Annotated in this window: 30 protein-coding genes and 1 pseudogene; 18 read left to right on the top strand and 13 right to left on the bottom strand. The window is 56.2% G+C overall.

Features of this window, described 5'->3' with window-relative positions; all coding sequences use genetic code 11:
- Position 1 precedes the first annotated feature (1 nt).
- Genes ACZ89E_RS12395 through ACZ89E_RS12310 form a run of 18 tightly spaced genes read left to right on the top strand, consistent with a single transcriptional unit; the run spans position 2 to position 13,560 of the window.
- Positions 2-1,117 carry a DUF2586 domain-containing protein gene (locus ACZ89E_RS12395; RefSeq protein ID WP_476255768.1) on the top strand — a complete coding sequence of 372 codons (1,116 nt, stop codon included), beginning with the start codon at positions 2-4 and terminating at the stop codon, positions 1,115-1,117.
- Between the two features lie 6 nt (positions 1,118-1,123).
- On the top strand, positions 1,124-1,573 hold the full coding sequence (locus ACZ89E_RS12390; protein ID WP_476255767.1) for a phage protein: 450 nt from the start codon (positions 1,124-1,126) through the stop codon (positions 1,571-1,573).
- Positions 1,573-1,782, top strand: coding sequence for a TraR/DksA family transcriptional regulator (locus ACZ89E_RS12385; RefSeq protein ID WP_476255766.1), 210 nt, complete (start codon positions 1,573-1,575; stop codon positions 1,780-1,782). Before ACZ89E_RS12390 ends, ACZ89E_RS12385 begins: the two co-directional genes overlap by 1 nt.
- Complete coding sequence (locus tag ACZ89E_RS12380) at positions 1,782-2,078, top strand: hypothetical protein (RefSeq protein ID WP_476255765.1); 297 nt, start codon at positions 1,782-1,784, stop codon at positions 2,076-2,078. The genes ACZ89E_RS12385 and ACZ89E_RS12380 overlap by 1 nt, the downstream gene beginning before the upstream one ends.
- Positions 2,075-2,608 carry a lysozyme gene (locus ACZ89E_RS12375; protein ID WP_476255764.1) on the top strand — a complete coding sequence of 178 codons (534 nt, stop codon included), beginning with the start codon at positions 2,075-2,077 and terminating at the stop codon, positions 2,606-2,608. The genes ACZ89E_RS12380 and ACZ89E_RS12375 overlap by 4 nt, the downstream gene beginning before the upstream one ends.
- Positions 2,608-3,063, top strand: coding sequence for a lysis system i-spanin subunit Rz (locus ACZ89E_RS12370; protein WP_476255763.1), 456 nt, complete (start codon positions 2,608-2,610; stop codon positions 3,061-3,063). The genes ACZ89E_RS12375 and ACZ89E_RS12370 overlap by 1 nt, the downstream gene beginning before the upstream one ends.
- 47 nt (positions 3,064-3,110) lie before the next feature.
- Positions 3,111-3,401 (top strand): putative phage tail assembly chaperone, encoded by a 291-nt coding sequence (locus ACZ89E_RS12365; RefSeq protein ID WP_476255762.1) that lies wholly within the window; start codon positions 3,111-3,113, stop codon positions 3,399-3,401.
- Positions 3,402-3,421: 20 nt separating this feature from the next.
- Positions 3,422-3,565 carry a DUF6890 family protein gene (locus ACZ89E_RS12360; protein WP_476257047.1) on the top strand — a complete coding sequence of 48 codons (144 nt, stop codon included), beginning with the start codon at positions 3,422-3,424 and terminating at the stop codon, positions 3,563-3,565.
- Between the two features lie 6 nt (positions 3,566-3,571).
- Entirely contained in the window at positions 3,572-5,647 is a 2,076-nt protein-coding gene (locus ACZ89E_RS12355; RefSeq protein WP_476255761.1) for a phage tail tape measure protein, read from the top strand.
- Positions 5,644-5,961, top strand: a complete 318-nt coding sequence (locus ACZ89E_RS12350) for a DUF2590 family protein (protein ID WP_476255760.1) — start codon at positions 5,644-5,646, stop codon at positions 5,959-5,961. Before ACZ89E_RS12355 ends, ACZ89E_RS12350 begins: the two co-directional genes overlap by 4 nt.
- Entirely contained in the window at positions 5,958-7,130 is a 1,173-nt protein-coding gene (locus tag ACZ89E_RS12345) for a baseplate J/gp47 family protein (RefSeq protein ID WP_476255759.1), read from the top strand. The genes ACZ89E_RS12350 and ACZ89E_RS12345 overlap by 4 nt, the downstream gene beginning before the upstream one ends.
- Complete coding sequence (locus tag ACZ89E_RS12340; RefSeq protein ID WP_476255758.1) at positions 7,127-7,651, top strand: phage tail protein; 525 nt, start codon at positions 7,127-7,129, stop codon at positions 7,649-7,651. The genes ACZ89E_RS12345 and ACZ89E_RS12340 overlap by 4 nt, the downstream gene beginning before the upstream one ends.
- Positions 7,652-7,662: 11 nt before the next feature.
- A complete protein-coding gene (locus ACZ89E_RS12335; protein ID WP_476255757.1) occupies positions 7,663-9,792 on the top strand; it encodes a phage tail protein in 2,130 nt (709 codons plus the stop codon).
- Between the two features lie 2 nt (positions 9,793-9,794).
- Positions 9,795-10,436, top strand: coding sequence for a hypothetical protein (locus tag ACZ89E_RS12330; protein ID WP_476255756.1), 642 nt, complete (start codon positions 9,795-9,797; stop codon positions 10,434-10,436).
- The gene (locus ACZ89E_RS12325) at positions 10,429-11,361 is read left to right on the top strand and encodes a hypothetical protein (protein ID WP_476255755.1); all 933 of its coding nucleotides are present in this window, start codon (positions 10,429-10,431) and stop codon (positions 11,359-11,361) included. Before ACZ89E_RS12330 ends, ACZ89E_RS12325 begins: the two co-directional genes overlap by 8 nt.
- Positions 11,358-11,909: a baseplate complex protein gene (locus tag ACZ89E_RS12320; RefSeq protein WP_476255754.1), complete on the top strand. Its 552-nt coding sequence runs from the start codon at positions 11,358-11,360 to the stop codon at positions 11,907-11,909. Before ACZ89E_RS12325 ends, ACZ89E_RS12320 begins: the two co-directional genes overlap by 4 nt.
- Positions 11,906-12,610, top strand: coding sequence for a hypothetical protein (locus ACZ89E_RS12315; protein ID WP_476255753.1), 705 nt, complete (start codon positions 11,906-11,908; stop codon positions 12,608-12,610). The genes ACZ89E_RS12320 and ACZ89E_RS12315 overlap by 4 nt, the downstream gene beginning before the upstream one ends.
- Positions 12,583-13,560: a hypothetical protein gene (locus ACZ89E_RS12310; RefSeq protein WP_476255752.1), complete on the top strand. Its 978-nt coding sequence runs from the start codon at positions 12,583-12,585 to the stop codon at positions 13,558-13,560. Before ACZ89E_RS12315 ends, ACZ89E_RS12310 begins: the two co-directional genes overlap by 28 nt.
- A 48-nt stretch (positions 13,561-13,608) precedes the next feature.
- On the opposite strand, the gene ACZ89E_RS12305 is transcribed toward ACZ89E_RS12310, so the two are convergent.
- The 13 genes and pseudogenes from ACZ89E_RS12305 to ACZ89E_RS12245 all read right to left on the bottom strand — a co-directional run bounded on the left by ACZ89E_RS12305 (position 13,609) and on the right by ACZ89E_RS12245 (position 23,420).
- Positions 13,609-15,309 carry an LA2681 family HEPN domain-containing protein gene (locus ACZ89E_RS12305; RefSeq protein WP_476255751.1) on the bottom strand — a complete coding sequence of 567 codons (1,701 nt, stop codon included), beginning with the start codon at positions 15,307-15,309 and terminating at the stop codon, positions 13,609-13,611.
- 91 nt (positions 15,310-15,400) lie between these two features.
- Positions 15,401-15,694, bottom strand: a pseudogene (locus ACZ89E_RS12300) (hypothetical protein).
- A 10-nt stretch (positions 15,695-15,704) separates the two neighbouring features.
- Positions 15,705-15,956, bottom strand: a complete 252-nt coding sequence (locus tag ACZ89E_RS12295) for a hypothetical protein (RefSeq protein WP_476255750.1) — start codon at positions 15,954-15,956, stop codon at positions 15,705-15,707.
- Between the two features lie 838 nt (positions 15,957-16,794).
- On the bottom strand, positions 16,795-17,289 hold the full coding sequence (locus ACZ89E_RS12290) for a hypothetical protein (protein ID WP_476255749.1): 495 nt from the start codon (positions 17,287-17,289) through the stop codon (positions 16,795-16,797).
- Complete coding sequence (locus ACZ89E_RS12285; protein ID WP_476255748.1) at positions 17,290-17,925, bottom strand: hypothetical protein; 636 nt, start codon at positions 17,923-17,925, stop codon at positions 17,290-17,292.
- Positions 17,912-18,640, bottom strand: a complete 729-nt coding sequence (locus ACZ89E_RS12280) for a hypothetical protein (protein ID WP_476255747.1) — start codon at positions 18,638-18,640, stop codon at positions 17,912-17,914. Before ACZ89E_RS12280 ends, ACZ89E_RS12285 begins: the two co-directional genes overlap by 14 nt.
- A gap of 482 nt (positions 18,641-19,122) precedes the next feature.
- A complete protein-coding gene (locus tag ACZ89E_RS12275) occupies positions 19,123-19,338 on the bottom strand; it encodes a hypothetical protein (RefSeq protein WP_476255746.1) in 216 nt (71 codons plus the stop codon).
- A 1,104-nt stretch (positions 19,339-20,442) separates the two neighbouring features.
- Positions 20,443-20,862 (bottom strand): type II toxin-antitoxin system YafO family toxin, encoded by a 420-nt coding sequence (locus ACZ89E_RS12270; RefSeq protein WP_476255745.1) that lies wholly within the window; start codon positions 20,860-20,862, stop codon positions 20,443-20,445.
- A 6-nt stretch (positions 20,863-20,868) separates the two neighbouring features.
- Entirely contained in the window at positions 20,869-21,015 is a 147-nt protein-coding gene (locus ACZ89E_RS12265; RefSeq protein ID WP_476255744.1) for a hypothetical protein, read from the bottom strand.
- A 132-nt stretch (positions 21,016-21,147) separates the two neighbouring features.
- Positions 21,148-21,417, bottom strand: coding sequence for a short-chain dehydrogenase (locus ACZ89E_RS12260; protein WP_476255743.1), 270 nt, complete (start codon positions 21,415-21,417; stop codon positions 21,148-21,150).
- A gap of 490 nt (positions 21,418-21,907) precedes the next feature.
- On the bottom strand, positions 21,908-22,195 hold the full coding sequence (locus ACZ89E_RS12255; protein ID WP_133836878.1) for a hypothetical protein: 288 nt from the start codon (positions 22,193-22,195) through the stop codon (positions 21,908-21,910).
- Between the two features lie 52 nt (positions 22,196-22,247).
- Positions 22,248-22,583, bottom strand: a complete 336-nt coding sequence (locus tag ACZ89E_RS12250) for a DUF6572 domain-containing protein (protein WP_149658940.1) — start codon at positions 22,581-22,583, stop codon at positions 22,248-22,250.
- A gap of 132 nt (positions 22,584-22,715) precedes the next feature.
- A complete protein-coding gene (locus ACZ89E_RS12245; protein ID WP_463260022.1) occupies positions 22,716-23,420 on the bottom strand; it encodes a murein L,D-transpeptidase catalytic domain family protein in 705 nt (234 codons plus the stop codon).
- Between the last annotated feature and the right edge of the window lie 63 nt (positions 23,421-23,483).

Raw genomic sequence — 23,483 nt, 5'->3', positions numbered from 1 at the left:
CATGGCACTCGGTCAAGTCACCGTCGACAATCTCAATCTGGGCCAGGGTGCCGTGACAGAGATTGAGCGTTATTTCCTTTTCATCGGTCCGGCGACCAAGAACGTCGGCCAGTTCATCCCGCTGAATACCGACAGCGACCTGGACGCCGCCCTGGGCGTTCCTGCAAGCGATCTGAAAACCCAAATTACCGCCGCCCGCCTCAACGGTGGCCAGCGCTGGGCGTGTGTGGCGGCGCCGATCGGGGCCGACGGCAACTGGTCCGATGCGTTGGAAAAAGCCCAGCAGTCGGGGTTTTCCGTCGAAGCGGTGGTGATTACCAAGCCTGTCGCTGCTGCTGCCGAACTGTCGGCGATGCATGACGCGGCTATCGCGTTGAACAACACCCACGGGCGCCGCGTTTTCATCATGGCGGCTGTTACGGGTATCAGCGTGCAACAGACCTGGGCGCAATACGTCTCTGAGCAGAAAGCGCTGGTCGCCGGACTGGCGGCGGCGCGTGTCCTTCCGGTACCGCAACTGCATGGCAACGACCTGGGCGTGCTGGCGGGGCGCTTGGCGAATGCATCCGTGAGCATCGCCGACAGCCCGATGCGCGTAGCCACCGGCCCAGTGCTGGGCCTTGGGCAGGTGCCTGTCGATGCCGACAAAGTCCCGTTGCCGTCGGCTGTGCGCGCCGAGTTGGACCGGGCGCGCCTATCCGTTTCGCAGACCTACCCCGATTACCCAGGCGTGTACTGGGGCGACGCCAACCTGTTGGACACCCCGGGCAGTGACTTCCAGGTCGTTGAATACCTGCGCATCACCGACAAGGCCGCGCGCCAGATCCGCGTACTGCTGATCCGCCGCGTGGCCGATCGCCGCCTGAATAGCACGCCTAATAGCATGGCGGTCAACACCAACCAACTGATGGCACCGCTGCGGGCCATGGCCAAGTCCACCGCCTTTAACGGTGAAGTGTTCCCCGGCGACATCGAGTCGCCGAAAGACGGTGACCTGGTGCTGAACTGGCTCAGCAAAACCAAGGTGGTGGCCTACATCAAGCTCAAACCCCTCAACTGCCCGAAAGACCTCCAGGCCAACATCGCCCTGGATCTTTCCACCGACAAAACGGAGTAACGCCCCATGGCAAAGATTGGCGGCAAGAACTTTGACGTGAGCCTGGGCGACCTGTCGCTGCACGTCGAGAGCTGCACCCTGGACATCACCGACAACTCGGCCGTGGCGCAAACCCGGGGCGTGCCGGATGGCTACGTCGAGGGCGATGTCGCTGCTGCCGGCGAATTCGAACTGGACACCAGCAACTTCAAATTGCTGATCGAGGCGGCTCGATCCGCCGGCAGCTTCCGCGAGTTGAAACCGTTTGACGTGGTGTTCTTCGCCAAGGCCGGCGACGACGAGCTGCGTGTGGAAGCGTTCGGTTGCAAGGTGAAGGTATCCAGCTTGTTGGGCATCGATCCCAAGGGCGGCGAAAAGACCAAGCACAAGGTGCCGTATGAGGTCACCAGCCCGGATTTCGTCCGCATCAACGGCGTGCCGTACCTCGCCACTACCGAAATCGAGGGGCTGCGCTGATGGTGGATTGGTTCGACCGCGCCCAGGAACTGGAACAACGCCAGCGTGACCAGGCGATCAAGGCTCAGTTGCAGCAGCGCCGGCCGGTCGGGCCAAGCCTGACCCATTGCCAGGGCTGCGACAAAGAGATCCCGCCAGCGCGCCAGGCACTGGGCGGCATCACGCGATGCGTCCCGTGCCAGACCGACCATGAAAAGAGTAAGCGCTGATGACCACTGAAGCCGCACGCCTCGGATCGCTGGAACAGAAATTTGCCGTCTTCAACCACCGATTGAGTGAGCTGGAAGACCGGCACGAAACGGTGCCAACCCGTGTCACCAAGCTGGAGCAGGGTTTCGAACACATGACACGCCAGTTGTCGGAACTCAACGCCGGCCAGCAGACGCTGACCGTGGCGGTGAACGACATCGGGGCGAAGGTTGGCCGGTTGCTGACCATCCTGACGCTGGCCGGCGCCGCACTGCAAATGGTCGTGCCGGCACTGCTGCGTGTGTGGTTCCCATGAGCCTGCGCGGCAAGATCCAAGCCGGTGCGATCGCGCTGGCCAGCGCTTCGCTGGTGACGTTCCTCGGCACCTGGGAAGGCCAGGGCCAAAACGTCGTTTACGCGGACAAGCTGGCCGGTGGATTGCCGACGGTGTGCCTGGGCATTACCCGCCACACCAGCCCGTTTCCCGTTGTGGTCGGTGATTTCTGGTCTGCCGCTCGATGCGACCAGGTCGAGCAGTTGGTTATCCAGAAAGGGCAGTTGCAGCTCGCTGACTGCATCACCAATCAGCAAGTGGGCCAGAACACGTTCGACGCCTTGAGCAGCCATTCCCACAACGTCGGTGTGCCGAGCACCTGCGCCAGTCGAGCGGTGGGCCTGATCAACGCTGGGCGCATCGCCGAAGGCTGCAAGGCCTTGGCCTGGGCGCCAGACGGCAAAACGCCCGTGTGGGCCTTCGTCACCAATGCGCAGGGCAAAAAGGAGTTTGTCCGGGGCCTGCATGCGCGGCGTTTGGCAGAAGCGGATCTGTGCAAGGCGGGCTTGTGATGCCGCGTGATGTCTTGTTCGTCCTGGTGTTGAGTGGGGTGGCCTGGTTCGGTTTTGACCTGTTGGAAGGTCAGCGCGACACCGCCCGCCGCGAACGCGACAGCGCGTTGTTCGAAGTGAACGGCCTGCGTGAAGCGGCCCGAATCAGCGGCGAGATGCTGGCCGATCGGGACGCTATCGATCTTGAACGAACTGCGGAACTGAACCATGCACTTTCTGAAAACCAAGGCCTGCGCCGCGCTGTTGACGATGGCAATCAGCGGTTGTGGATCAAAGCCACCTGTCCCGCCGCTGTGCCCACCAACGCCGGCGCCGGCGGCCTGGCTGATGCAGGCACCGCCGAACTCGCAACAGACGCTCGATCGGATTATTTCACCCTCAGAGATCAGCTTGCCCTGAGCAAGCAAATGATCCTGGGCTTGCAGCAACACGTCCTCAGGGTGTGCCGGCGTTAACCGGTGCACCAGGACAACCCTTTTCCCAACCTCAAGAGAGACATCGCATGAACGAGCAAAACGCAGAAATCACCCTGGAAGTCGGCGAACACGAATTCACCTTCACCCTGACCCCGGCGGACGTCACCAAGTACTTCAACGCCATCACCACGACCAACAAGGTCGCCCCGGGCAACAACCTGCTGATGACCACCATCAAGCATGAAGAAAAAGCCACCTTGAAACCGCTGCTGGCCAACCCGGTGATGGTGATGCAGCTCGCCGGCGCATTGCTTGAAGAGTACGGCCCGAAGGTCGAAGTGATCGTAAAAAAGCGCTCGGCCACGCTGAGCGCCTGACCGAAAACGGACTGGGCCAGCTGGTGGCCCTGACGAACCGCTGGCTACCTGGCGCCGAGCCCACCGTTGAAGCGATGGGCACGGCCAAGTGGCTGGAGGACGAATTCTGGAGACGTACGGAAATCGCCGTCGCTAACGGCATCTCCCTCGCGATGAACGGGTAACGAAAAGTGGCAGACCAAAGCGCCAGCCTGGCTTTCATCTTGAGCCTGACCGACAAGGTCACCGGCCCCCTGGGGAAGGTGAAAATGGGCTTTTCCGACCTTGCCGAGCAGAGCGAGGAGAACATCAAGACGATGGGCCTTGGCCTGGCTGGCGTGACGGCGGCCGTGGTCGGGATTCAGCAATCCCTGGAACCGGCGCTGGAGGTCAATCGTGCCCTGGGCGACGTCCGATCGTTGGGCGTGGCCGAAGATGCGTTGACCGCCCTCAACAGCAAGTCGCTGGAATTCGCGGTGAACTACGGGGAGAACGCCAAGGATTTTGTGGCCTCGGCGTATCTGATCGAGGGCGCTATCAAGGGCCTGGCCGGCAACCAGCTGGCTGTCTTTACCAACACCAGCAACCTGTTGGCCAAGGCTACCAAGTCTGACGCTGAAACGATGGGTGAATACGTCGGCACGCTCTACAACTTGCAGAAATCCCAGGCCGACGCCATGGGCAAGGGCGCATGGGTCGAAAAACTCGGCGGTCAGACGGCACTGGCGGTGCAGCTGTTCCGCACCAGCGGCGCCGCGATGAAAGACGCGTTTAAGGAAGCCGGTGCGATCGCCACCACGGCCGGGGTCGACCTGGCCGAACAGATGGCGGTGATCGGCACCCTGAGCAGCACCATGGAAGGTGGCGATGCCGGCGGACGCTACAAGGCGTTTTTCGAAAACGTCGGCGCCGCCTCGGAAAAGCTCGGCATGCAGTTCACCGACTCGCAGGGCAAGCTGATGCCGATGACGTCGATTCTGGACAAGCTCCAGGACAAGTTCGGCGACCTGACCAGCGCAGCGGCCAGCGCCAAGCTGGTGGAAGCGTTCGGCGGTGAAGGCGCCCAGGTCATTGGGGCGCTGGCCAAGGACACCGGGCGCTTGCGCAATGGCCTTGAGCAGTTGGGCAGAGTGCGCGGGCTGGAGAAGGCCGAGCAGATGGCCCAGGCGATGGTCGATCCGTGGCAGCAATGGGCGTCCCTGGTCGAGGTCATGCGCGTGGTGTTCGGCCAGGTGCTGATTCCCGTGCTGACGCCGTTCATGAACAAGATGGTCGACATCGGCAAAACCCTCGTGCGTTGGTCGCAACTGTTCCCCAACATCACCCGCGTGATCGGCATCACCGCGCTGACCATCCTGGTGATCATCGGCGCCATGTCCTTGCTCACGCTGGTGGTGGGGATTGCCCGGACCACCTGGCTTGCCCTGGTGACGGTCTGGAAAGTGGTGCAGATGCTGAACCTGCGCACCGCCGCGACCTTCATTTTGCAGAAGCTGGCCATCCTGGCCTATGTCGCTGTGATCGCAATACTGAGCGCAGGCCTGGCGATCATTCGCGGCGCCATGCTGCTGTGGCAGGGCGCGATCTGGCTGGTCAACTTTGCCCTGACTGCCAACCCGATCGGCGTCGTCGTGATGGGCATCGCGGTACTGGTCGCCCTGGTGATTGCCGCCGCTTACTACTGGGACGAGTGGACCTCGGCCCTGATGAACACTGCGGCCTTCCAGTGGGTCGCGGAAAAATTCGATGCGTTTTCGAAGTGGTTCAGCTCCATGGGCGGTTGGTCCAGCATGGCCCGCGCCGCGTGGGATAGCGTCGTCAACATCTTCAAGCAGGCCATCAATGGCTTGGTCGAGCTGCTGAACAAAATCCCGGGCGTCACGATCGATGCAGCATTTTCGGAGCTGCCCGCGCTGCAAATCCCGGATACCGCAGGGCCCACGGTTCCGGGCTCCCAACCCAGCCCCTTGATGATGAACACCCTGCCAACGGCTTATCAGCCGCCAGCACCGGCGCCGCCCTTGGTCATGGCCAGTGTCCCGGGCGAACAAGCCGAGCAAGCGCGGCAACGCCTCAATAGCTCCCTCGGCAACTTGTCACCGACTCGGCCCGACGCCGTGCCGCGTGGTGGGTTGCTCAGCAGCATTCAAAACAACAGCCAGACCCAGAACAAGGGCACGCATGTGGAAAACGTGAACATTCACACCAGCAAGCCAATGACGCCGCTGGAAATGGAACAAATGGTGAGCATGGCGGTGGCGGGATGAGCGAGTACATCGATCTGCTGATCGCCGGCAACGACCTGGTGCTGGATCCGTCGCGGCAACCGTTGCTGATAGATGACCGGGCGAGCATCGCCCAGGACATCGCGCACATGATCCGTGAGAGCGGCCTGCTGGTCACACTGGTGGCCGAGCGCAGCAGCCTGCGACAACGCGACTGCATCCAGCAAATGGAGCTGCTGGTGGAGGCCGATGAACGCCTGGTGCCGGGAACTGCACGGATTAACCAGGTGCAACCTGGCCAGTACCTGGTGACGGCGAAAACCCTGAAATTCGGCGACATCATGGTGACCCTGTGAGCGATGTGAACTTTAAACAGGCGCTTGCTGACGCCGGCATTCCGACCACCGAGGAAGGGTTGCGCAAGGCCTGGGAAACGGAGGTGGCCGCGCAAGGCAGCAAGCTGAGCAACACCGGTGCCTATTCGCCGTTCTGGCGCGTGATCACCGCTCTGGTGACCAAGCCAGTGCTGTGGTTGATCGGCTTTGTCAGCGACACGGTCCTGCCGAACTTCTTTGTGAAGACGGCCCGCGACAAGTGGCTGGATATGCTCGCCTGGGCGGTCAATATCGAGCGCAAAGGCGCCACCAAGGCCAAGGGCGTCGTGCTGTTCACCCGTGACACCAATGCCGGTGTGCTGGAACTGCCGGCGGGCATCCAGGTGCAATCGGCCGCGATCAATGGACACGTCTATCAGTTGGTCACCACCACGGCCGCCACCTTCGCCGATGGCGTGCTGCAACTGGAAGTGCCGGTGCAAGCACTGGACGCCGGCAGCGGCTACAACCTCGCCCCGGGGTACTACGCCATCCTGCCGGTGCCGATCCCGGGCGTGGTCCAGGTGGTGAACACCGATGGTTGGTTGATTGCACCTGGTGCAGATCCTGAGCCCGACGATCAGTTGCGTTTGCGGGTGCGCAATCAGTTCTCGGCGGTGAACCAGTGGCACACCGACGCGGTGTATCGGGCCATGATTTCCAGCTTCCAGGGCGTGCGCCCGGATGGCGTGTATTTCCTGCATGGCGCGCCCCGTGGGCCAGGCAGTGCGAACGCCTATGTGCTGTTCGATGCTGATGTGCCGGCGGCGACCTACCTGGAGCAAATCAACGCGCATATCCGTGACCAGGGCAACCATGGCCATGGTGATGACCTGCTGGTGATGGTGATGCCAGAAACCCAGCATGCGCTACAGGTGACGGTCTGGCCGCGACCGTTTCTGACGGCTGAGAAACGGACAGCCATGCAAGCTGACGTCGCGCTGTTCATCCGCGCCGCGTTTCGCGAGAGCACCCCGGGCGACTTCCAGCCGACACTGACTTATCCACAGTCGCGGTTTTCATTCAGTCGCCTGGTGGAGGAGCTGCACCAGCAGTTTGCCGGCATCGAGTCGTTGCACTTTGAAAACGCGGACATCGTGTCGGAGCTGAGCATTCCACGAATTGCCAGCCTCGAGGTCGCGCTGTCGTGATCAAACTCAAATTGCCGTTCTGGCTGGACGGCCCGCAGCTGGCAAAACTTAAGGCCGCCTGTGAAACCTGGTGGGACAAGGTCGAGGGTTGGATGCAGTGGCCGTTGCTACAGATGGACGCCGATACCTGCCACCTGACGATCCTTGAACTGTTGGCCTGGCAGCGCGACATCACGCGCTTCAAGGACGAACCCGAAAGTCTGTACCGCTTGCGGGTGAAATTTGCCTTCGTCAACGCGGTAGACGCCGGCAGCACCGCCGGCCTCAAACGGATCCTGGTGCGCCTGGGCGTGGGTTACGTCGAGATCGACGAACGCATGCCCGACCGGGATTGGGACGTGGTGCTGCTGCGCCTTTCCGATTCGCAACTGTCGCAGAACCCCGAGCTGTTGCGGGTGCTGATCCAGCAATACGGCCGCACTTGCCGGCGCTACGACTTCGTCACCATCACCCCTTTGTCACTGCGCATCGTCGCCGTGGACTTTAACGACGACCAGCAAACGCTGGTTGCCACCCTGTAGGAGAGCCCGCCATGGGAGCCAGTATTACCCTCGCCGGCGAAAGCCTGATCGCCCAAAAACAGGGTGGTGGGCAGCCGCTGAACATCAGCCGTTTTGTCCTGGCCAACGTGCCCGGGCTTAACCCCAATGCAGCGGTGGACCGCGCCGCCGGTAAGCCACCGGCCGCGCAGGTCGTTGGCAGTTACGGCGTCACGCAAAAGGGCTACGTGAACCCCAACCAGGTGGTGTACAGCCTGATGATGGACAGCGACATCGGCGACTTTGATTGGAACTGGCTGGGCCTGGAAAGCGCCGAGGGCGTGTTGTTTGCCGTGGCTTATGTGCCGCTCCAGCAAAAGCGTAAAAACATTCCGCCGCTGCAACTGGGCAACAACGTCACCCGCAACTTCCTGGTGGTGTTTGACGGGGCCCAGGCGCTGACCGGTATCACGATCGATGCCAGCACCTGGCAGCATGACTTCACCGTTCGCCTCAAAGGCATCGATGAGCGCGAACGCCTGAGCAATCGGGATATTTTCGGGCGCGCCTGTTTTTTTGATACTGCCCTGCAAGTTGAAAAAGTCGCGACCGGGTATCAGCTCAAACCCGGCGTGGTGTACGTCGAGGGCATTCGCGTCGAGCTGGCCAACGCCTTGCCGATCGGACCACCGTCGTTACCGACTCAGGTCTGGATAGGGGTCAGTCTGCGCCGCGAGCTCAGCGATGTGGTCGCCAGTTGGACGGTCAATTACTCGCCATGTCCGGCTGATTACAAAGACGGTGATGGCCACGTCCACTGCATCCCGTTGGCCAGTATCGCAGGCGGCGGAGCCGTGACGGATCTGCGCACGATCGAACCCATCGATGGGCCGCTGATCGAGCACTTTGCCGCCCGCGTCGGCCACTATCCCGCGTTGCGCGCCGGGGCGGCGGACAAGCTGTCCGAGCCGCGCAAGATCAACGGTGTGCCGTTCGATGGCAGCGCCGATATCTCGGTGGAGGACAGCACCAAGCTGCCGCTCAGTGGCGGGACGCTCACAGGAGGTTTGCGTTTTAGCGTGCCGCAAATCGGTGGCGGGCTGGTCAGTTGGCAGGAGCGCCAGTCGGCTTTGCACATCGATAGCCCGATGAACAACTTGGCCTATTCGATTTGGAAAAGTAGCAATTGGAGCGAACGCCACCTGGCGGCCATGGACGTCTATTCCGGCGGCAGCAGCAGTTCGATTCCCATGGTCGTGATGCATGTCGGGGCCTTGAGCAGCGCGTTTACCTTCGACGGCGCCGGGCATCTATCGATCAAAGGATCCTACTTTGGCGACGGCGGCAAACTCACCGGTCTGGATGCCAGCTCGATAACAAAAGGGGTAGTGCCCGTTGGGCGTTTAAGCGGCACCTACAACATCAATGTGTCCGGTAACGCGGCGACCTCAACCAAGCTCACCACGGCCAGGACCATCAATGGCGTGCCGTTTGACGGTACGCAAGACATCGGTATCGCCGACAGCTCAAAACTGCCGCTGACGGGCGGGATGTTGACCGGATCCGCACGTTTTGAATTCACCCAGATGGGCGGTGCCTTTGTGCACTGGCGCAGCCGAACCCCGGCAATCCAGGTCGATTGTCCGAGCCGCGCGCTGACCTACCTGGTGTGGAAAGCGACCGATTGGAATGACCGGCACATCGGCGCCCAGGAAGCGTTTTCCAATGGCGGCACCGGCATGCCGGCGCAGATCGTCACCCACGTGGGGAGCACTGACAACGCCATGACCTTGGCGGAGGGTGGCCACCTCAGCATTTCCGGAACCTACAGCGGCAACGCATCAGGATTAACCAATCTGCCACGAGCTACACCAGACGTACCCGGGGCTGTATTGAAGAATGCCGCCTTACTCGGTCCGAATGGCTGGTGGAAGTGTGCCGAGACCGGAAGGATCACACAGTGGGGCCTCACCCTGGGGGCGTCGGATTCGGTCACGCACCGCAGTTTTCCGACCGCCTTCCCGAATGCCTGTACATCTCTGGTCGCATCTCGCACCAGCCTTTTTTATGCCGACGTGTCGTCCGGTACCAATACGCTGATCGTTAGCCGGCAGCGCTTTTCCGTGATTTCCGGAGCACTGGATTCACCCGATGAAATTTACTGGATAGCGGAAGGGTACTGACCATGACGATTTTTTTTCACGCGAAAACCACTGGCTTTTACGACACTCGCGCCCATGGCGAACGAACGCTATGGGTACCCGATCCGGAGTGGGTTTGCCCACAAGTGAGCGCGCCGGACCCGAATTGGGTTGCACCCAAGGATGATCCCGACGCCAGCGCGCCATCCGTCCTGGTAGACGATCCGCAGGCCAAACAGCCGCTGGTCGAAGTGAGCAATCCCAACTGCCATCTACCGCCGGCCCGGGAGCTGTGGGAAATCACTACCAGCCAATACCTGCATTTGTTTGAAGCGCAGTCGCGGGGTCAGATTATCCAGGCTGATGGCAAGGCTCCGGTGGCGGTGGATCCGCCGCCGCCGACGTGGGCTCAGCGAACCGGCGCACTCGTTGCGGCTGTCCAGGCATTTTTGGACAAAACGGCCAAGGCGTCAGGCTACGAAGACCTCAAGAGCGCGATTTCCTACGCAGATGAACCTGCGGTGCCGCGCTTCCAGGCGGACGGAATAGCGTTCCGTACCTGGCGATCACTGTGCTGGGCGTATTGCTATGAGCAACTGGCGGTAGCGGAGGCCGAGCAACGCGCAGTGCCAACCAGTGCCGAGCTGATCGCTGAATTGCCGCCGCTGGTTTTGCCGCATGAATAAAGACACCTGGTCACCGGTCACGATGCGCTGGCCCGAGCAGGCCACGCAATGGATGGGGCAGTTGTCAGCGGCCAAGGACCTGGCCAGCGGCGAACTGATCAATACGGCCCGACGCCTGGCTGACCTCAACGGCAAGGCGAGCACCAATCCCGGGCCAGTGGGTGGTGCGGCCCAGGGCGCAATCGCTGCCGGCCGCGCCGCACTCGCGAATCAGATGGGCGCGGCGCCGGCGTGCCTGGTGGTCACGCCGTTTCAAAGTGGGATCGGCCAGGGCCGTGGCTATCAGCGCTTTCTGTCTGCACCGAACTTGCTGCAGCAACTGGCGGGCAAGCTGGTGGATGTCAGTGACAGCGGCCGGCCCGAAGGTCCCCAGCACGCGCTGTGCCTGTTGTTCCTGGCGACGCGCCTCGATCAGTTGGCCGAGAGCCTGGCGCGCTTCAATGCCTTATTGCCGATGCCGGACCTGGTGCGCACCGAGCGTCGAGCACGGCACCTGTCGAAGCTGGAAACGGAAAAGTGGGAGATTCCCACCGCCGGCACCTTGCCGCGCTGGCAGGCGCTGCCCCTGGAGCGCTGCACCGTGCTCAAAGCCGCCAAGCAATCCATGGCCGGCCAACTGGCCGTGCTGGAGAGCTACGCGGCCGACAGCTCGCCGTTGGGTGACCTGGCTGCCCTGGCCTCGCGCAAAGCTGCCCAGCAGCAGGGCCGCGACCAGCAGATGGACGACCTGAAAGCGTTACTGGCGGGGGGAAGCCCTGACAGCAGTATGCGTGCGCGCCTGATCGGCCCGGGTAATGCCACCGAGTTGCGTCGTGCGTTGCTGGCAGGGGAGGCCCCCGGGCATGAATGGGTGTTGTGTGCCGGCGCGTTGCTGGTCGGATCTGAGCAGGGGCTGAGTTTTGTTCGCGAGCTGGTGGGTCTATGACGCTGCTACTCGATGGCCACAAGGTCCAGGGCAAGAACCTCAAGGTGACCGCCAACCTGCGGATCGAAAGCGGCGACATGTCCGGCCAGACCAGCAACACCGACAAGGCTCACAAGGGGTTCAAGCCCAAGACGCTGACGGTTTCGCTGATGATTCCCTTTGTCGATCGTACCCAAATGACCGATTTGATGAGCCTGGCCGAATCCACGTCGGACGGTGGCCAGTTGCACCTGTACCGCGTCGTCAACGACACGGCGGCCGCCTTCGGCGTGCGCCAGGTGGAGTTTTCAGAAGGGATCAGTGCCCGCGAAGACGACTTACTGCGCGCCTGGCTGGTTCAGTTCACGCTGAGCGAACGCCAGTCCAACCCTGAAAAGGTCGAGGGCCGACGCGCCGGTAACGCGGTCAACGCCCAGGGCGCACCAGGTAGCGCGGTCGGTACCGGTGGCGAGGCCAAGGACGAAACCACCGACAACCCGGCGTTGAGCGGCTTCGAAAAAGTGCTTGGCCGTGTCGACAAGTGGCTGGGCGGGAGTGAGCCGACGTGAAGCTGCACAAAGTCCTGGCGATCAATGGCGCGCCGTTTGCCCTGGTGAAAGAGGACGTCCGACTGGACGCCACCAGCCCGGGGCGGGCGACGTTTACGATCAAGTCCGCTGAACCGGTCAAAGGCCTGGTGACGCTGGATATCGGCTACAACGACCGCACGCTGCAACGCCACTTCATCGGTTACGTCGAGCGCTGCACCGCCGCCAATGCCATCGAGCAGGTGTTGTTCTGTCGCGAGCTGGCCGCCGTGCTGGCCAACCCGTTGCCGCTGAACCTGCGTCACGTCGATCTACGCGCCGTACTGGCCGAGGTCAGCGAGCAGACCGGCCTGCGTTTCCGGGTCCCCGATCGGCCCTACGCCGGTGTTAAGGCGCCGTTCTTCTACAGCCTGGCCGCCGGTTATCAGGCGATGGACAGCCTGGCCCGGGTGTTCAACATTCCCGACTTCACCTGGCACCAGTTGGGCAACGGCGAAGTGTTTGCCGGCAGCTGGGCCGACAGCTTTTTTGGTGAGCGACCACCACTGCAAATCCCCACGGAGCTGTTCGACGGCTACCAGGGCAACCAAAGCGCGATGATCGCAGCCCTTCCCGGGTTACGACCAGGTGCAACGATCAACCACGGCGAGCGCATCACCAGTGTGGCCCTCGCCAATGACCAGATGGCTATCCGATGGAAGACGCAATCCGCCGCAGCGTAGAACGGCAATTCCCTGAACTGACCGGTGGCTATCACCTGCCGCGCTTTGCCCGGGTGGTCGCTGTGGCCGATGCCCCGGCCGGCGCCGGGATCTGTGACGACTTCCGGCCGCGCTACGCCGTGGACATCGAGGTCCTGGGGCCGGACGGTGAAGTCGATCCTCTGTTGCCGCTGCTCGCCGGCGTGCCGCTGCCTCTGCCCACGGGTGGCGAAGAAATGGGCATCTATGCCTTTCCGGAGGAGGGCACCCAGGTGGTGGTCTGCTTTGCCTATGGCCTGCCGAACAAGCCCTACATCCAGACGATTCTGCCGCACGGGCTGAGCATGCCCCGGGTGCCGAAAGGTGACCAGGTGTGGCAGCACAGCGAAGCCGCCCAGCAGCGCGTGGACGCTGACGGCAACTGGCTGCGCCAGACCGATGGCAAGATCCAGGACAAGGCGATCGAGCGCGAAGTGGAAGCCCTGGAGAACCGCGAGCTGTTCCAGAACCACACCCAGGCGATTGACGATCATTCGACCGAGACGGTGGGTGGGGTGAAAACGATCGAGGCGCTGGGCGCGCTCAAGCTGATGTCGGGCGGGTCCGCTAGCCTGGCGGCGGTGGATGATCTGCATCAGGCGACCGGGCGGGATTTGAACCTAGTGGTGGGACAGAAGCACAACGCCACGGTGGGTGGCGATATGCAGGAGAGGATTCAGGGGCTGCGCAAGAGCGTGGTCGGAATCAGCCAGCAGTTGCAGGCGCCGAAAAACTGGATCGGGTCCAGTGGTGTGAACCTGTTTCAGGTGGTGTGCGACATGCTCGATCTGCTGCAGCAAATGAACACACAACTGGCTGCGCACACGCATGTACCGGGACCAACGCCAAGTCCGAAAGATGCGGCGGCATTCGCGGCGAAAGCAGCGCAAGCGTTGGCGCTATCTGCGAAGCTGAAACCGATCACGCTATAGCAAAAATGTGATCAATCAGCGGGTATTTAAAGTGCTCAATTGTTAAAGTCATAAGAGAGGGACTTCAAACTGTATCAGCTCATCACCAGGATGGCTTTTTTTCTCCTCCAGATTTATACCAAGGGCTAGATATATTATCGCGTATCGTAGTTTTTTCATGAGGCGCATTGTCTGCTCTCTAAGCTCAGAGTCAGTAATTATAAGTGGATACCCTATAAGGTTTTCGCGCTCTTTGAAAAAACCTTTGAGATCATCAATTCTTTTTTGTATCGAGTGTTTTGCATCAGCGTCTATCGTATTTTCTAATAATAATTCTAAGTTTTTCAGCTGCTGTGCATGCTCGACTGCCTTTGTTTCTGCTCGCTCACTTTCAAATTTCGAGCTGGCTTTATGCAAGCTATCAATCACAACTCGAAAGCCTTGGTGTTCCATTTTATTTCTTATATCGGCGAGTTTTTGGGCGTTGGGGTCCATCCAGTAATTATGCCCGACTTCTTCGTTGTCGTTTATTTCGCGAGATAGCCAATACAAAGCAAGAAAATATGGATTGTTTTCTGATGGAAAGAAATCTCTTAATTCCGGAGGTGCGCCATTTGCCTTGTTTGTCTTATGTTTAGGCTCTTTAAACCATACTGTGGAAAAGTTCACTTTGTGGTCAGTTAGTTCGATTGTTAAGTATTTCTTTAGAAGTATCGCGATTTTATCAAAGCAAGAATACAATAGACGAAAAGAATTTTTTAGCATTTCAATGTCGCGACGGTAGAGGCAGTAATCGAGAGAGTTTGTCAATCTCAAGTTCTTGTCGGCGAAATGTTCTTTTTCGAGACGGGAGTGCTCACTTGTTATCGCATCAAAATAATTGTATCTCGCGAAAGCGTATTGGTATTTTATTTCGGAAAAGCATGAACTTAACGCCAAGCTTTCCGAGGTGGAAATCAATGGATTTATAGTTTGGACTATGCTGGGAAAACATAGGAAATCTTGCCCTGCTTGCGGTTCTGTGGAAATGTCGTTGACTTCGTTTATGTAAAGTCTTTGATCTAAGCACCACTTCCTATAACGCTGCTCTTTACCGCGACGTCCCTTAGAGTCTCTATAGTCAAATTCTTGATAATGCTCCGCATTTGCTCCATATGCAGTTTTAAACCAGTCAAGGAACGCTATAGTATTTTGGTCGGCCTCCATGATTTTTACATGACTGCTCTCAAACAAATGTTGTTTGTTTGCGTAAAGAAAGGACAGAGTTATATATGCTTCTTTCTGAAAGCTAAGCGCGTGATCGTCATACGGCAGAATGTAAGAGTTTCGTAGAATATCTATCCCTTTATTTAACTTGGCTAACGGGTTCTGATAAAGTTTAGTCGCATTATCGAATTCATGAAGCGCTTCCAGCGCTCGGCCCTGTTTCGAATAAGCATTACCTAGATTAATATGGATTCTGCTTGCAAGTTCATTGCTGAGAAGCTTAAATCCATCAGAATAAATCGATTTTTTGAAGTAGCTGACCGCTCTTCCTATAGCGTCTTTGCTCCATAGCTCTAAGTTGGTTTTTATTGATTCAGCATATCCAGTTCCGATAGTGTAGTAATGATATGCTTGATCTTTTGGGTCTCGATATTTACATTCGCAAATTAGTCCTAAAAACTCTTTAAGCTCTTCTATATTTCCACTATTTGCTAGCTTGTCAATTTTTGACGAGTTTTCATTCAGGTCCTGGTTGCTTAATAATTTTTCTTCTTGCGCGTCCATACTAAATTTTGCCCCGGTAAAGTAATGTCTTGCAATGTACTTAATTGCGTTTGTGAAAACGCCTGGAAAATCTTGGTTGCGGCAATTCTAATTAAAGCCTACACCACCAGGATTGCGCATAAGCGCAACCATCAATGTATTCAATGCCGCTCAGAACAAATCCTGTCACTGCCATCCCTGCGAGGGTGGCATCGAGCAGCGGCGGCAAGGGGTCAGGATCGAGCGGCATACCCACATCAACGCGGGCCATATTGGTGGCCTAGCCCAACTGGGCGCACACGGTTGAATTCACCATGACATTGCCTCGAATCGCCGGGTAACGGCGCCGCTCTTTGGCATCGAGCGCAACACCGCGCGCCCGCATAGGTGTAACAAGTACATGCATACATGGCCCCTTATTCGTCGGTCTTGATGTCGAGCAGTGATTCCACGGCGTAGGAAAGCGCCGCATCCGCGAATTCCAACAAGTCGCTGAGATCATCGGCATCGATCAACTGTTCCTGGTGCAAGGCTCTGGCTTGCCTTAGCAGCGCCTTGTGGTGCGCTCCAGGCATAGCCAGCAATGCATCTTCATCGCGCAGCATTGTTTGCCAATGCATCAACGCCGAAGACTTCGCCGCTTCCATTCCGCCGTAACCGCCGTTCATGCGTCCCCCCTGCACAATCAAATTAACTGTATGCATGAACAGTGTATCGCGTCGGTTTCTGGTTCGCACCGGAAGGCCGACTGATGGCAAGGACACAAGCGATTCCAAAAATCCCGTCGCCAAGAAAAAACCTCACGAAAAAGCACTTATCCCCCTCCCGCCGACGGGCCTTGCGTCCTTCTTTCGTGCAAAAGTGGACGGTGGTGAAAATCAACGCCGCGCCCAAGCCCGTGCGGGTGAGGTGAGGTATTTGTCAATTACACGTAGTGCAAGGTTTTGCAAAGAAGTGCAGATGCTTTGCGCTTCTCTGAAATCAAGCCAGTTGAGTGACCAATCTCTAAAGGCCCCAATTTTCAGAAGAGCGTCGTTTGAAAACGACCAATTATCGGGTTTTAGATTTCTTGAAAGCTTGCACCATAGGAGTTTCTGGAGTGGTTCATTACGGATGGAAACTGCCTGAACTCCACGGAATCTCGGGTTTCAAGGCGTCTAGTGCTTTTCACAGTTTGGCAGTGCAGATAGGGCTCATCGGGCGACCGCAACGGACACAAAGCGGGCATTCACCAAAACTGCTTTCGGACAGCCGCGGATATGCGGTCCAGGCTACTTCCGACCAGGAACTGGTCTCTTCGGCTGCTATCAGGTAGCTATTCGAGTCGGGCGGTAATAGATGGCCTGCACTGGGTTACCTAGCAGCGCTTGAATCAGAAAGTCGAAGAAAAGGGTAACGCCAGAGAAGTCGAGGGTATTCAGGAGCGGATTTGCATTTTTTCTGCGATTTCTGATTCGGCAAAAAAGGTCACCATCTCAAATGGCAACCCTATAAGTATCACGCTTCTTACTGGGGAGGCGGAACTTTCTTGCGAATCCCTTCACTCAACAAGTCGTAGCTAAGTTGACCTGTTGCCATAGCCTCTTGAATTAACTCGCGAAGCTTCGTAAGTGTGTATCTTTTTGTGTTGCCTTGGCGTATCTGATCAGCAATCGCCTCTGACACAAATCCGAGGTGCATTATGTTCAGTCCGGCCAAATCTCGATGTGTATCTACAAGATCAGCGCACACCGTCTGACCAGGAGTTTCGCGGATTTCAATCCCTTTTTCTAAGAAGTGATTTTCATCGATTAATACTATATCAATAGTATCAAGCCTATCATTAGCGGCCGCGATGGCTAGAACCCCTTGTGCTATATCAGCTGGGGTGTTTACCTTCCAAAATGAAAGAGTGTTTCCGGATGTTTTTAGGCACTGTGTAATTGCATCTGCATTCACAGGGCCTGGTTCATCTGTGATGCTCCATTTTGCCATCGTTATCTTGCGTACAAGATAAGACATTCACGCAGCTCCGCAGAAATCAATAATTACCTGTTTTCGGTAATCATCCAGCCACTTTGGGGTTAGTTCATGATGCTTCAGTTGCTCTATGAGCTTAGGATCTTCCCAGTATTCATATACACGAATAGCACATTCTTTGACTTCTACAGAAGCATTAGCAAATGACGCGCGTGTAATCAGTTCATTCACTGGGTGAAAGGTGTCCCTGCCAAGGTGTGCAATGGCATTAAGTATTCCGACTAGTCGTCTTTCGTTTTCAGAACATTCCAGAAAGATTTTACCCATGTTGACCTGAACAAGCATCGGGTCTTCCTGTAGCCATTTTTCAATATAATGTTCAGTGGCAGATTTCAAGCCCGGTTCAAAGACATCTGCGTCTAGGCATGCCTCAAGACCTGCACGAAAATCTCGAGCATTTTGCTCATCTTTGCCAACAATGGGTGCAAATGTTTGTGTGGTGGCGGCTTCCTCAATCCAGACCTCTTTAATATCGGGAAGGTCACCATTTAATGCAGTTTTGGTGGCTTTTCTGATAGCCGTCTTGAAGAATGGTGAATGTGCGGAGTTATTCCGAGCAACTTGTGCCCAAGCTTCAATAAGTTCTGATGTTGATAGAGAGGTTTCAATTTGTGCCATAAATCACCGCCGTCAGTCCTTTGTATACTTTGGTGTGCATTTTGTGAGATGTATCTAAAAAGCTTTCTATTTGGTCGTGGGTAAGGTCGGCGTTTCTCTTTTCAGTCGGAATATTAATATCAATGCTTAGGTGCAGAGTATCGAACTCCCTATGTCCGGTTGCGTCGCCCATTTGTACCTTTACTTTGCCAATACTGTAGATTATGTTTGCTTCTTGATTGACAGGCTCCGGAAGTGGGAATGTCGAAACATTTCGAATGTTCCATTCTATCACGCTTGCTTCAGGTATGACGCTAAACGAATCTTGAATGAATAATCTTCTAAGCTCGTCTAGTCTTTCTTCACTCAATTCCTTCAGGAACTTCTCGATAATTACTCCTGGTCGTTTGAATGTCACGTCAAACGTTTTCTTCAGGAGGCCTGAAATTTTAATTACTTCTTGAAAAAAATTTTCCAGCGTCAATGACGCGGCAGGAGTGCCTGGTAACGGGGTAGCTATTAAGTCAATGCGGCTTCTTAAAATATTCACAGTTATGCCATTGCGCATGGACTGTAATGATAGCCTAGCTTCCATCTTATTAGACTGAGGATCAAATTCTTGAAGGTTGCCTGGTAGTAGTCCACTGGCAAAAAAACCTTCAATGCATTTTTTGATATTGTCTTCTGTCGGTGTGAGCAGGGAAAAGTCTCCAAATAGGGAAACTTGAAACTTCATGTTTAATTCGCCGTTCACCATTACCACTCCAAATTTCGCAATACAATAATCCGCTTGGCCTTATACAGCACTCGCCGGTGTCTATCAATGGACAGCTGCTTCCAATGGTATCCATCCCGATGGGCTGCGTTCCAATAGGCACTGAGATAGGAGCCGATAGTGCTGCTCCATGTGGAGCATAGCTGGTAAAGGTAGAAGAGAAAGGTGAAGTGAATAATGTTTCTAACTCTTTGAATGTTAACCTAAAAGACACGTTTTCAAGGCTAGAGGCCTTGTGCACGTAACGCTGGTTTTTGAAGAAAGCACTGGTGGGAAAGCGCTTGCAGGAGCGCAGCACTTGTAAGCAAAAACCTAAGCGAGATAGGTCGCCTGAGCGTGAAGCTGCCGAATGGCGACATCTGGTCGAAAGCGGATCTAGCTGAATCCCCTTATCCCTTTGGCAACCGCTGAGAGCCAAGCCCCGTCATCGACAGTGTCACCAGCTAGTCCTTCTCCATCGTTCTCAGGCGCGCTAAACCCTGCTTAATAAAGCCAGCATTCTCGCCAATTCGGTCCAGGGCCGTTCGAGCGTTATCGCCGGCGACAGCGAAGCCTTGCTGTTCTGCTACTAGTGTCAGTTCCATGATCGCCGCTTCCAGGGCTAACTGATTTTCGTAGATTTTTTCAAGAACGATTGGTAGGGAATATTCGCTGGCCATGGCTTCGACTCCGTTCGGAAAGTCGCAAGCATAGCAGCGAACAGAAGGGGCAATTTCAGATCGAGGGGCGGGAAAAGGGTAATTTTGGTAAGTCGGTGCGAGAAAGAGCTTGTAGCCCTTGTAAACCGTGGCTTTGACGTATTACCTCAGAAGGTAATATTGGGTAAGGTTAGAGGTAATATATTTACAAGATATTGATTTTAAAGGGATTAATGGTTGGCTTGAATTACCAAGCTCAAAGGTAATTTTCTAACCAGTTCCTTACCTTATTATTACCTTTATAGAGTCTACTCAAATACCTGATTTTATTGATTTTTTAGTCAAATACAAAAACAAATTACCAAAATTACCTTTTTCCCAGGGGTCAACCTGAAAACCAGAAATTGCAGAGGGAATGGTGCCAGACCGACGCTCACACACAAATCCTGTAACTCTCACCTGCTTTGCCCGGACGCTACCTGATACTGCTGGATGTCTTGAAATGGTGGCGCGCGTGGAGGGGATTGAAACCTCGTTATCAGTTTGGGAAGCCTCCGATGAAATCTGAAAGCAGAGTTGCGATAGTGGTCGTGATTGGAGCTGAAAACGGATGCTTAAATTTTGCTAGAGCGGCTGGCAGGAGATGGGGCGCTGGGAGGAGAGCAGATGTTGGTGGTACGTAGGTGGTACGAGGGGTGGGGAGGAGGCGTTTGGGTCTTTATTTGCAGGGGGATAAGAGAGGGTGCGTCCGATCCATCATAGGTGCAACGCTAAACCGCCGCGACAGCGCAGAGCTTGTGTTTACTGGGGCTGTAGCAAGATTCTGTATCATTTTGCTCTACGTGTTTGAGGCTGATTTTCGGGGGTAAAACGGCGTTTTCTGAGATCGATTGGTACAACGTACCTACCACTTTTCGAAGTGTACCAGTTGACTATGCCACGATCAGAGCACGTTAACGCACCGTCGGCAGCACCAGTAACACGGCACAGATATGCCTGTTTGCGATGGTGCGCGAGTTTAACAAGAGAATCAGACCTTCGCCGGAAAAGAGGCAGCCAAGGCCTCGGTCGGACTCGCGAAGCCGGGGCGTAAATAAATCTGCCCCGGTTTTGATCCGGTTTTAATCAAAGATCGTCCAGATCAGGAAAGCTGATCTTGCCCACAACCCATGGCTCTACGATCTCACTGCGCACCGTGCGCAGAAACGAACCCCACTCTTCACGATTGTGAGCATCCGGCCCAGTCACCGTGAGCAGCAAGTATTCATCTCGAAAGTCGTCGTAGGCATAAATGAGCCAAAAATCGTTGTCAGGGTCATCCACCATCGCGGTGCGGTAATACTGCCGACTGATTTTTGCCCAACGCTTCTGTGTCTCTTGCGTGCCTGCAAGGTGGATGTGATGCATGTCGGTCAGGTCGAGCCTCTCGTCCCTACCGAAAATAGAAGGCAGATCACCGAACAACTTATAGTTGTAAAACTGTGCGGCAAGTGTTTCCCAGTGTTTTACTTTTTGAAAGACTGCAGCAATTTTGACTACCGGCATCCAGATCTACTTTGTAATAGGAAGCTTGCCAGTGATCACAAACGTATCGAACACTTTTTGCCCTTCACGCGCTGCTTCTCGAACATCCAGGAACGTCAGTTCCTTATGGATGACTTTTCTGCGTGGCTTGTCGGTTTTTTTAGTGGTGGCCATCAGAGCCTCCGAAGAGTGTGTATTCATGCTGGTCAGCTTATGTGATCAATGGTGTCCGGGCAAACCGCGATAGAGGTGCCTGGGGTTTCATGAGGCTGATGGGGCGTCCGCGAAGGGCGCCCCATTGCGACATCAGGACGGTTCTGCATCCATCCGTCGCGCAATCACATCCAGTACGTCGCAACCATCGCGCAATGGCACACAACACAGCAGCGCGAAGTCGCTCAGAATTACGGTGTCGCTGGTGAGATCACCGCGCATCGCGAGGTTTTCCAAAAGTTGAGTTACAGCTCGGATTCGGTAGCTGGCGGTGCTGAGCAGTGAATGCAAAGGTTGCGTGGTGTTTACAAAAAGGCTGGGAAGGTCGTCTGCGTTGCTGGTTAAAGCCATATATTCGTTCATGTGAAGCTCCATTAATTTTGAAGAGCTACTACTCAATCGTCGCCAAACGAATGGGTGGTAGCCGTACGCGGGTTGGCGAACCGGGCAATGGAGAAACCGGCAGACCTTGAGGTCTCCCGCGCACAGCCACCATAAAACAGGCAGCCAACTGCGTTCCGAAGCGCTTCGAAAAGAGTCGAAGGTTTCAGTTCAATTGCCATCGAGTCGCCAAACCCGACACGCCATTTGGGCGTCGGAAGGACTATAAGCCTCGTGACAAAAGCACAGCAATGCTCAAGTGTACGGACAGTTCCGAGTCTCGTGTAGGACATTGCTCTTTCGAAGGATTTTCGTTCGGTGGAGAAATAAATCAGTGTTGAACCGTCTGGTTGCATGTCGCGATGCGGTTTGCTGAAGGTGTTGGGGGCGCTGGTTTCGGCGCCGTAACAAAAAATGGGCAACCGTCAAAGGTCGCCCATTTTTGCTGTTAACCCTGTGCTCCTCCGAACACCTATTTCTTACTACACCTCTCAACATCCCCCTGCGTCTTCAACTCCGTCTCAATCCCCAACCGATATTTACAATAATCAATAATCAACCCCCGCTGCTCATCCGTCAGCCGTTCCACTTTTCGAGTGTCACCGTCATTGGCATGAATGTTATGGAACTTGATTTGCAAAGTAGGGTGTTTCTTGATGAAGGGAATGGTTTCTACGTCGGCGTCTTCGAGGGCGTTGTAGTACCCGATGTTCAGCACACCCAACAAAATCAGCAGGGCGACAGCGATCAGTTTTTTCATCCTTGAATCCTTGTGAATATGTTTTTTTGATGTGACATCCAGACCGATGCCGTCATTCGTAGTGATGCTCAACTTCCATTCCGATGCCGACGCCTTCCAGCACCTCTGTCACGCGGGCGATGAAGTATTCCGCTTGTTCTGGGAGTTCGTATTTGGCGATCAGGCGAATGGTGGGGGACTTGCCGAGGGCACCGGGGATTTCGGTGTAGATTTCGCCGCTTTCGATGAAGGCGACGTACGTATTGATCTTCTCTTGCAGCAGCAACAGATGCTCGCCTTCCTCGGCTTTGTTGCCCCATTCCAGGTGGTCGGTGATGGCCAGCACAACCTGTGGCTTCTCTTTAGGTATTCCCCAGAAATCAATGACGCGGGCATCGGTGATAGACATGCCTGTTCCTTCAGGTGAGTCGTGGGATTTCAATGGGGGGGCTTTTAACACAGCGTGAAAAAAGGTGCTCCGTGTGGGCACCTTTTCTTGGTTCGAAGACCGCGAGAATCGACTTGAAACGAGCAACCCAACTCAGCGAGTTGTTTTCGGCCCGGAGGCATCCGCCATCGTTCCACTCCCGCAATTCACAAACGAAGACGTCTTCAGCCAGCGCTGATCCGGGTAATAAGAAAACAACAACTGCCCGTTCTTCATCGAATCAATCAACCGATGGGCAATCGCCGGTCGCACTGCGGGGCATCCGAGGCTGCGACCGATCCGGCCGTTGGCCCGGGCGAGGACGGGGCTGACGTACGGCGCGCCGTGAATCACGATCGCCCGTTCGAAGGCGTTGTCGTTAAACCCGGGTTCCAAGCCTTCCATGCGCAGCGAATAGCCGTTTTGCCCGACATAACTGGCCTGGGTGCGGTATAAGCCAAGGCTGGTGGCGAAGCTTTCGTTCTGGTTGGAGAAGTTGACGGCCATGTTTTCGCCGCTGTTGCGACCATGGGCGACGAGTTCATGGAACAGCAGTTTGCGCTTCTTTAAATCGAAGACCCACAGGCGTTGTTCGGTCGAAGGCAGCGAGTAATCGATGACGGCGAGCCTCTGAACCGGGGCCGCGCCGCGGGCGATGCTGCACTGGGAGGCGCGTACGGCCAGCCCGATGACTTTGGCGTTAGCGCCAGGGGCCGCTTTGGCGAGGGCGGCCGCGAGAGAATCGGCGTACGCTGCTGGTATGGACGTTAACGTCAGCAGCAGGGCCGAGCATAGAAAGCCAAAGCGGTTTAGCGCCATAGAGATGTCTCATCAAGTTATTTCGAGTTTAGCAGGGCAAACGACAAGTGCTGAACGCACGAG

This window comes from Pseudomonas sp. TE3899 (genome assembly GCF_056279105.1).
This window is presented reverse-complemented; position numbering and strand designations above follow the sequence as displayed.

Bases quoted from the DNA above. Each gene is read 5' to 3' on its own strand.
- ACZ89E_RS12330 (WP_476255756.1), top strand. From the start codon at position 9,795: ATGACGATTTTTTTTCACGCGAAAACCACTGGCTTTTACGACACTCGC.
- ACZ89E_RS12250 (WP_149658940.1), bottom strand. From the start codon at position 22,583: ATGTCTATCACCGATGCCCGCGTCATTGATTTCTGGGGAATACCTAAA.
- ACZ89E_RS12380 (WP_476255765.1), top strand. From the start codon at position 1,782: ATGACCACTGAAGCCGCACGCCTCGGATCGCTGGAACAGAAATTTGCC.
- ACZ89E_RS12285 (WP_476255748.1), bottom strand. From the start codon at position 17,925: ATGGCACAAATTGAAACCTCTCTATCAACATCAGAACTTATTGAAGCT.
- ACZ89E_RS12310 (WP_476255752.1), top strand. From the start codon at position 12,583: ATGGAAGACGCAATCCGCCGCAGCGTAGAACGGCAATTCCCTGAACTG.
- ACZ89E_RS12335 (WP_476255757.1), top strand. From the start codon at position 7,663: ATGGGAGCCAGTATTACCCTCGCCGGCGAAAGCCTGATCGCCCAAAAA.
- ACZ89E_RS12295 (WP_476255750.1), bottom strand. From the start codon at position 15,956: ATGAACGGCGGTTACGGCGGAATGGAAGCGGCGAAGTCTTCGGCGTTG.
- ACZ89E_RS12370 (WP_476255763.1), top strand. From the start codon at position 2,608: ATGCCGCGTGATGTCTTGTTCGTCCTGGTGTTGAGTGGGGTGGCCTGG.
- ACZ89E_RS12305 (WP_476255751.1), bottom strand. From the start codon at position 15,309: ATGGACGCGCAAGAAGAAAAATTATTAAGCAACCAGGACCTGAATGAA.
- ACZ89E_RS12325 (WP_476255755.1), top strand. From the start codon at position 10,429: ATGAATAAAGACACCTGGTCACCGGTCACGATGCGCTGGCCCGAGCAG.
- ACZ89E_RS12280 (WP_476255747.1), bottom strand. From the start codon at position 18,640: ATGAAGTTTCAAGTTTCCCTATTTGGAGACTTTTCCCTGCTCACACCG.
- ACZ89E_RS12265 (WP_476255744.1), bottom strand. From the start codon at position 21,015: ATGGCCACCACTAAAAAAACCGACAAGCCACGCAGAAAAGTCATCCAT.
- ACZ89E_RS12275 (WP_476255746.1), bottom strand. From the start codon at position 19,338: ATGGCCAGCGAATATTCCCTACCAATCGTTCTTGAAAAAATCTACGAA.
- ACZ89E_RS12260 (WP_476255743.1), bottom strand. From the start codon at position 21,417: ATGAACGAATATATGGCTTTAACCAGCAACGCAGACGACCTTCCCAGC.
- ACZ89E_RS12245 (WP_463260022.1), bottom strand. From the start codon at position 23,420: ATGGCGCTAAACCGCTTTGGCTTTCTATGCTCGGCCCTGCTGCTGACG.
- ACZ89E_RS12390 (WP_476255767.1), top strand. From the start codon at position 1,124: ATGGCAAAGATTGGCGGCAAGAACTTTGACGTGAGCCTGGGCGACCTG.
- ACZ89E_RS12350 (WP_476255760.1), top strand. From the start codon at position 5,644: ATGAGCGAGTACATCGATCTGCTGATCGCCGGCAACGACCTGGTGCTG.
- ACZ89E_RS12270 (WP_476255745.1), bottom strand. From the start codon at position 20,862: ATGCCGGTAGTCAAAATTGCTGCAGTCTTTCAAAAAGTAAAACACTGG.
- ACZ89E_RS12290 (WP_476255749.1), bottom strand. From the start codon at position 17,289: ATGTCTTATCTTGTACGCAAGATAACGATGGCAAAATGGAGCATCACA.
- ACZ89E_RS12320 (WP_476255754.1), top strand. From the start codon at position 11,358: ATGACGCTGCTACTCGATGGCCACAAGGTCCAGGGCAAGAACCTCAAG.
- ACZ89E_RS12375 (WP_476255764.1), top strand. From the start codon at position 2,075: ATGAGCCTGCGCGGCAAGATCCAAGCCGGTGCGATCGCGCTGGCCAGC.
- ACZ89E_RS12255 (WP_133836878.1), bottom strand. From the start codon at position 22,195: ATGAAAAAACTGATCGCTGTCGCCCTGCTGATTTTGTTGGGTGTGCTG.
- ACZ89E_RS12385 (WP_476255766.1), top strand. From the start codon at position 1,573: ATGGTGGATTGGTTCGACCGCGCCCAGGAACTGGAACAACGCCAGCGT.
- ACZ89E_RS12395 (WP_476255768.1), top strand. From the start codon at position 2: ATGGCACTCGGTCAAGTCACCGTCGACAATCTCAATCTGGGCCAGGGT.
- ACZ89E_RS12365 (WP_476255762.1), top strand. From the start codon at position 3,111: ATGAACGAGCAAAACGCAGAAATCACCCTGGAAGTCGGCGAACACGAA.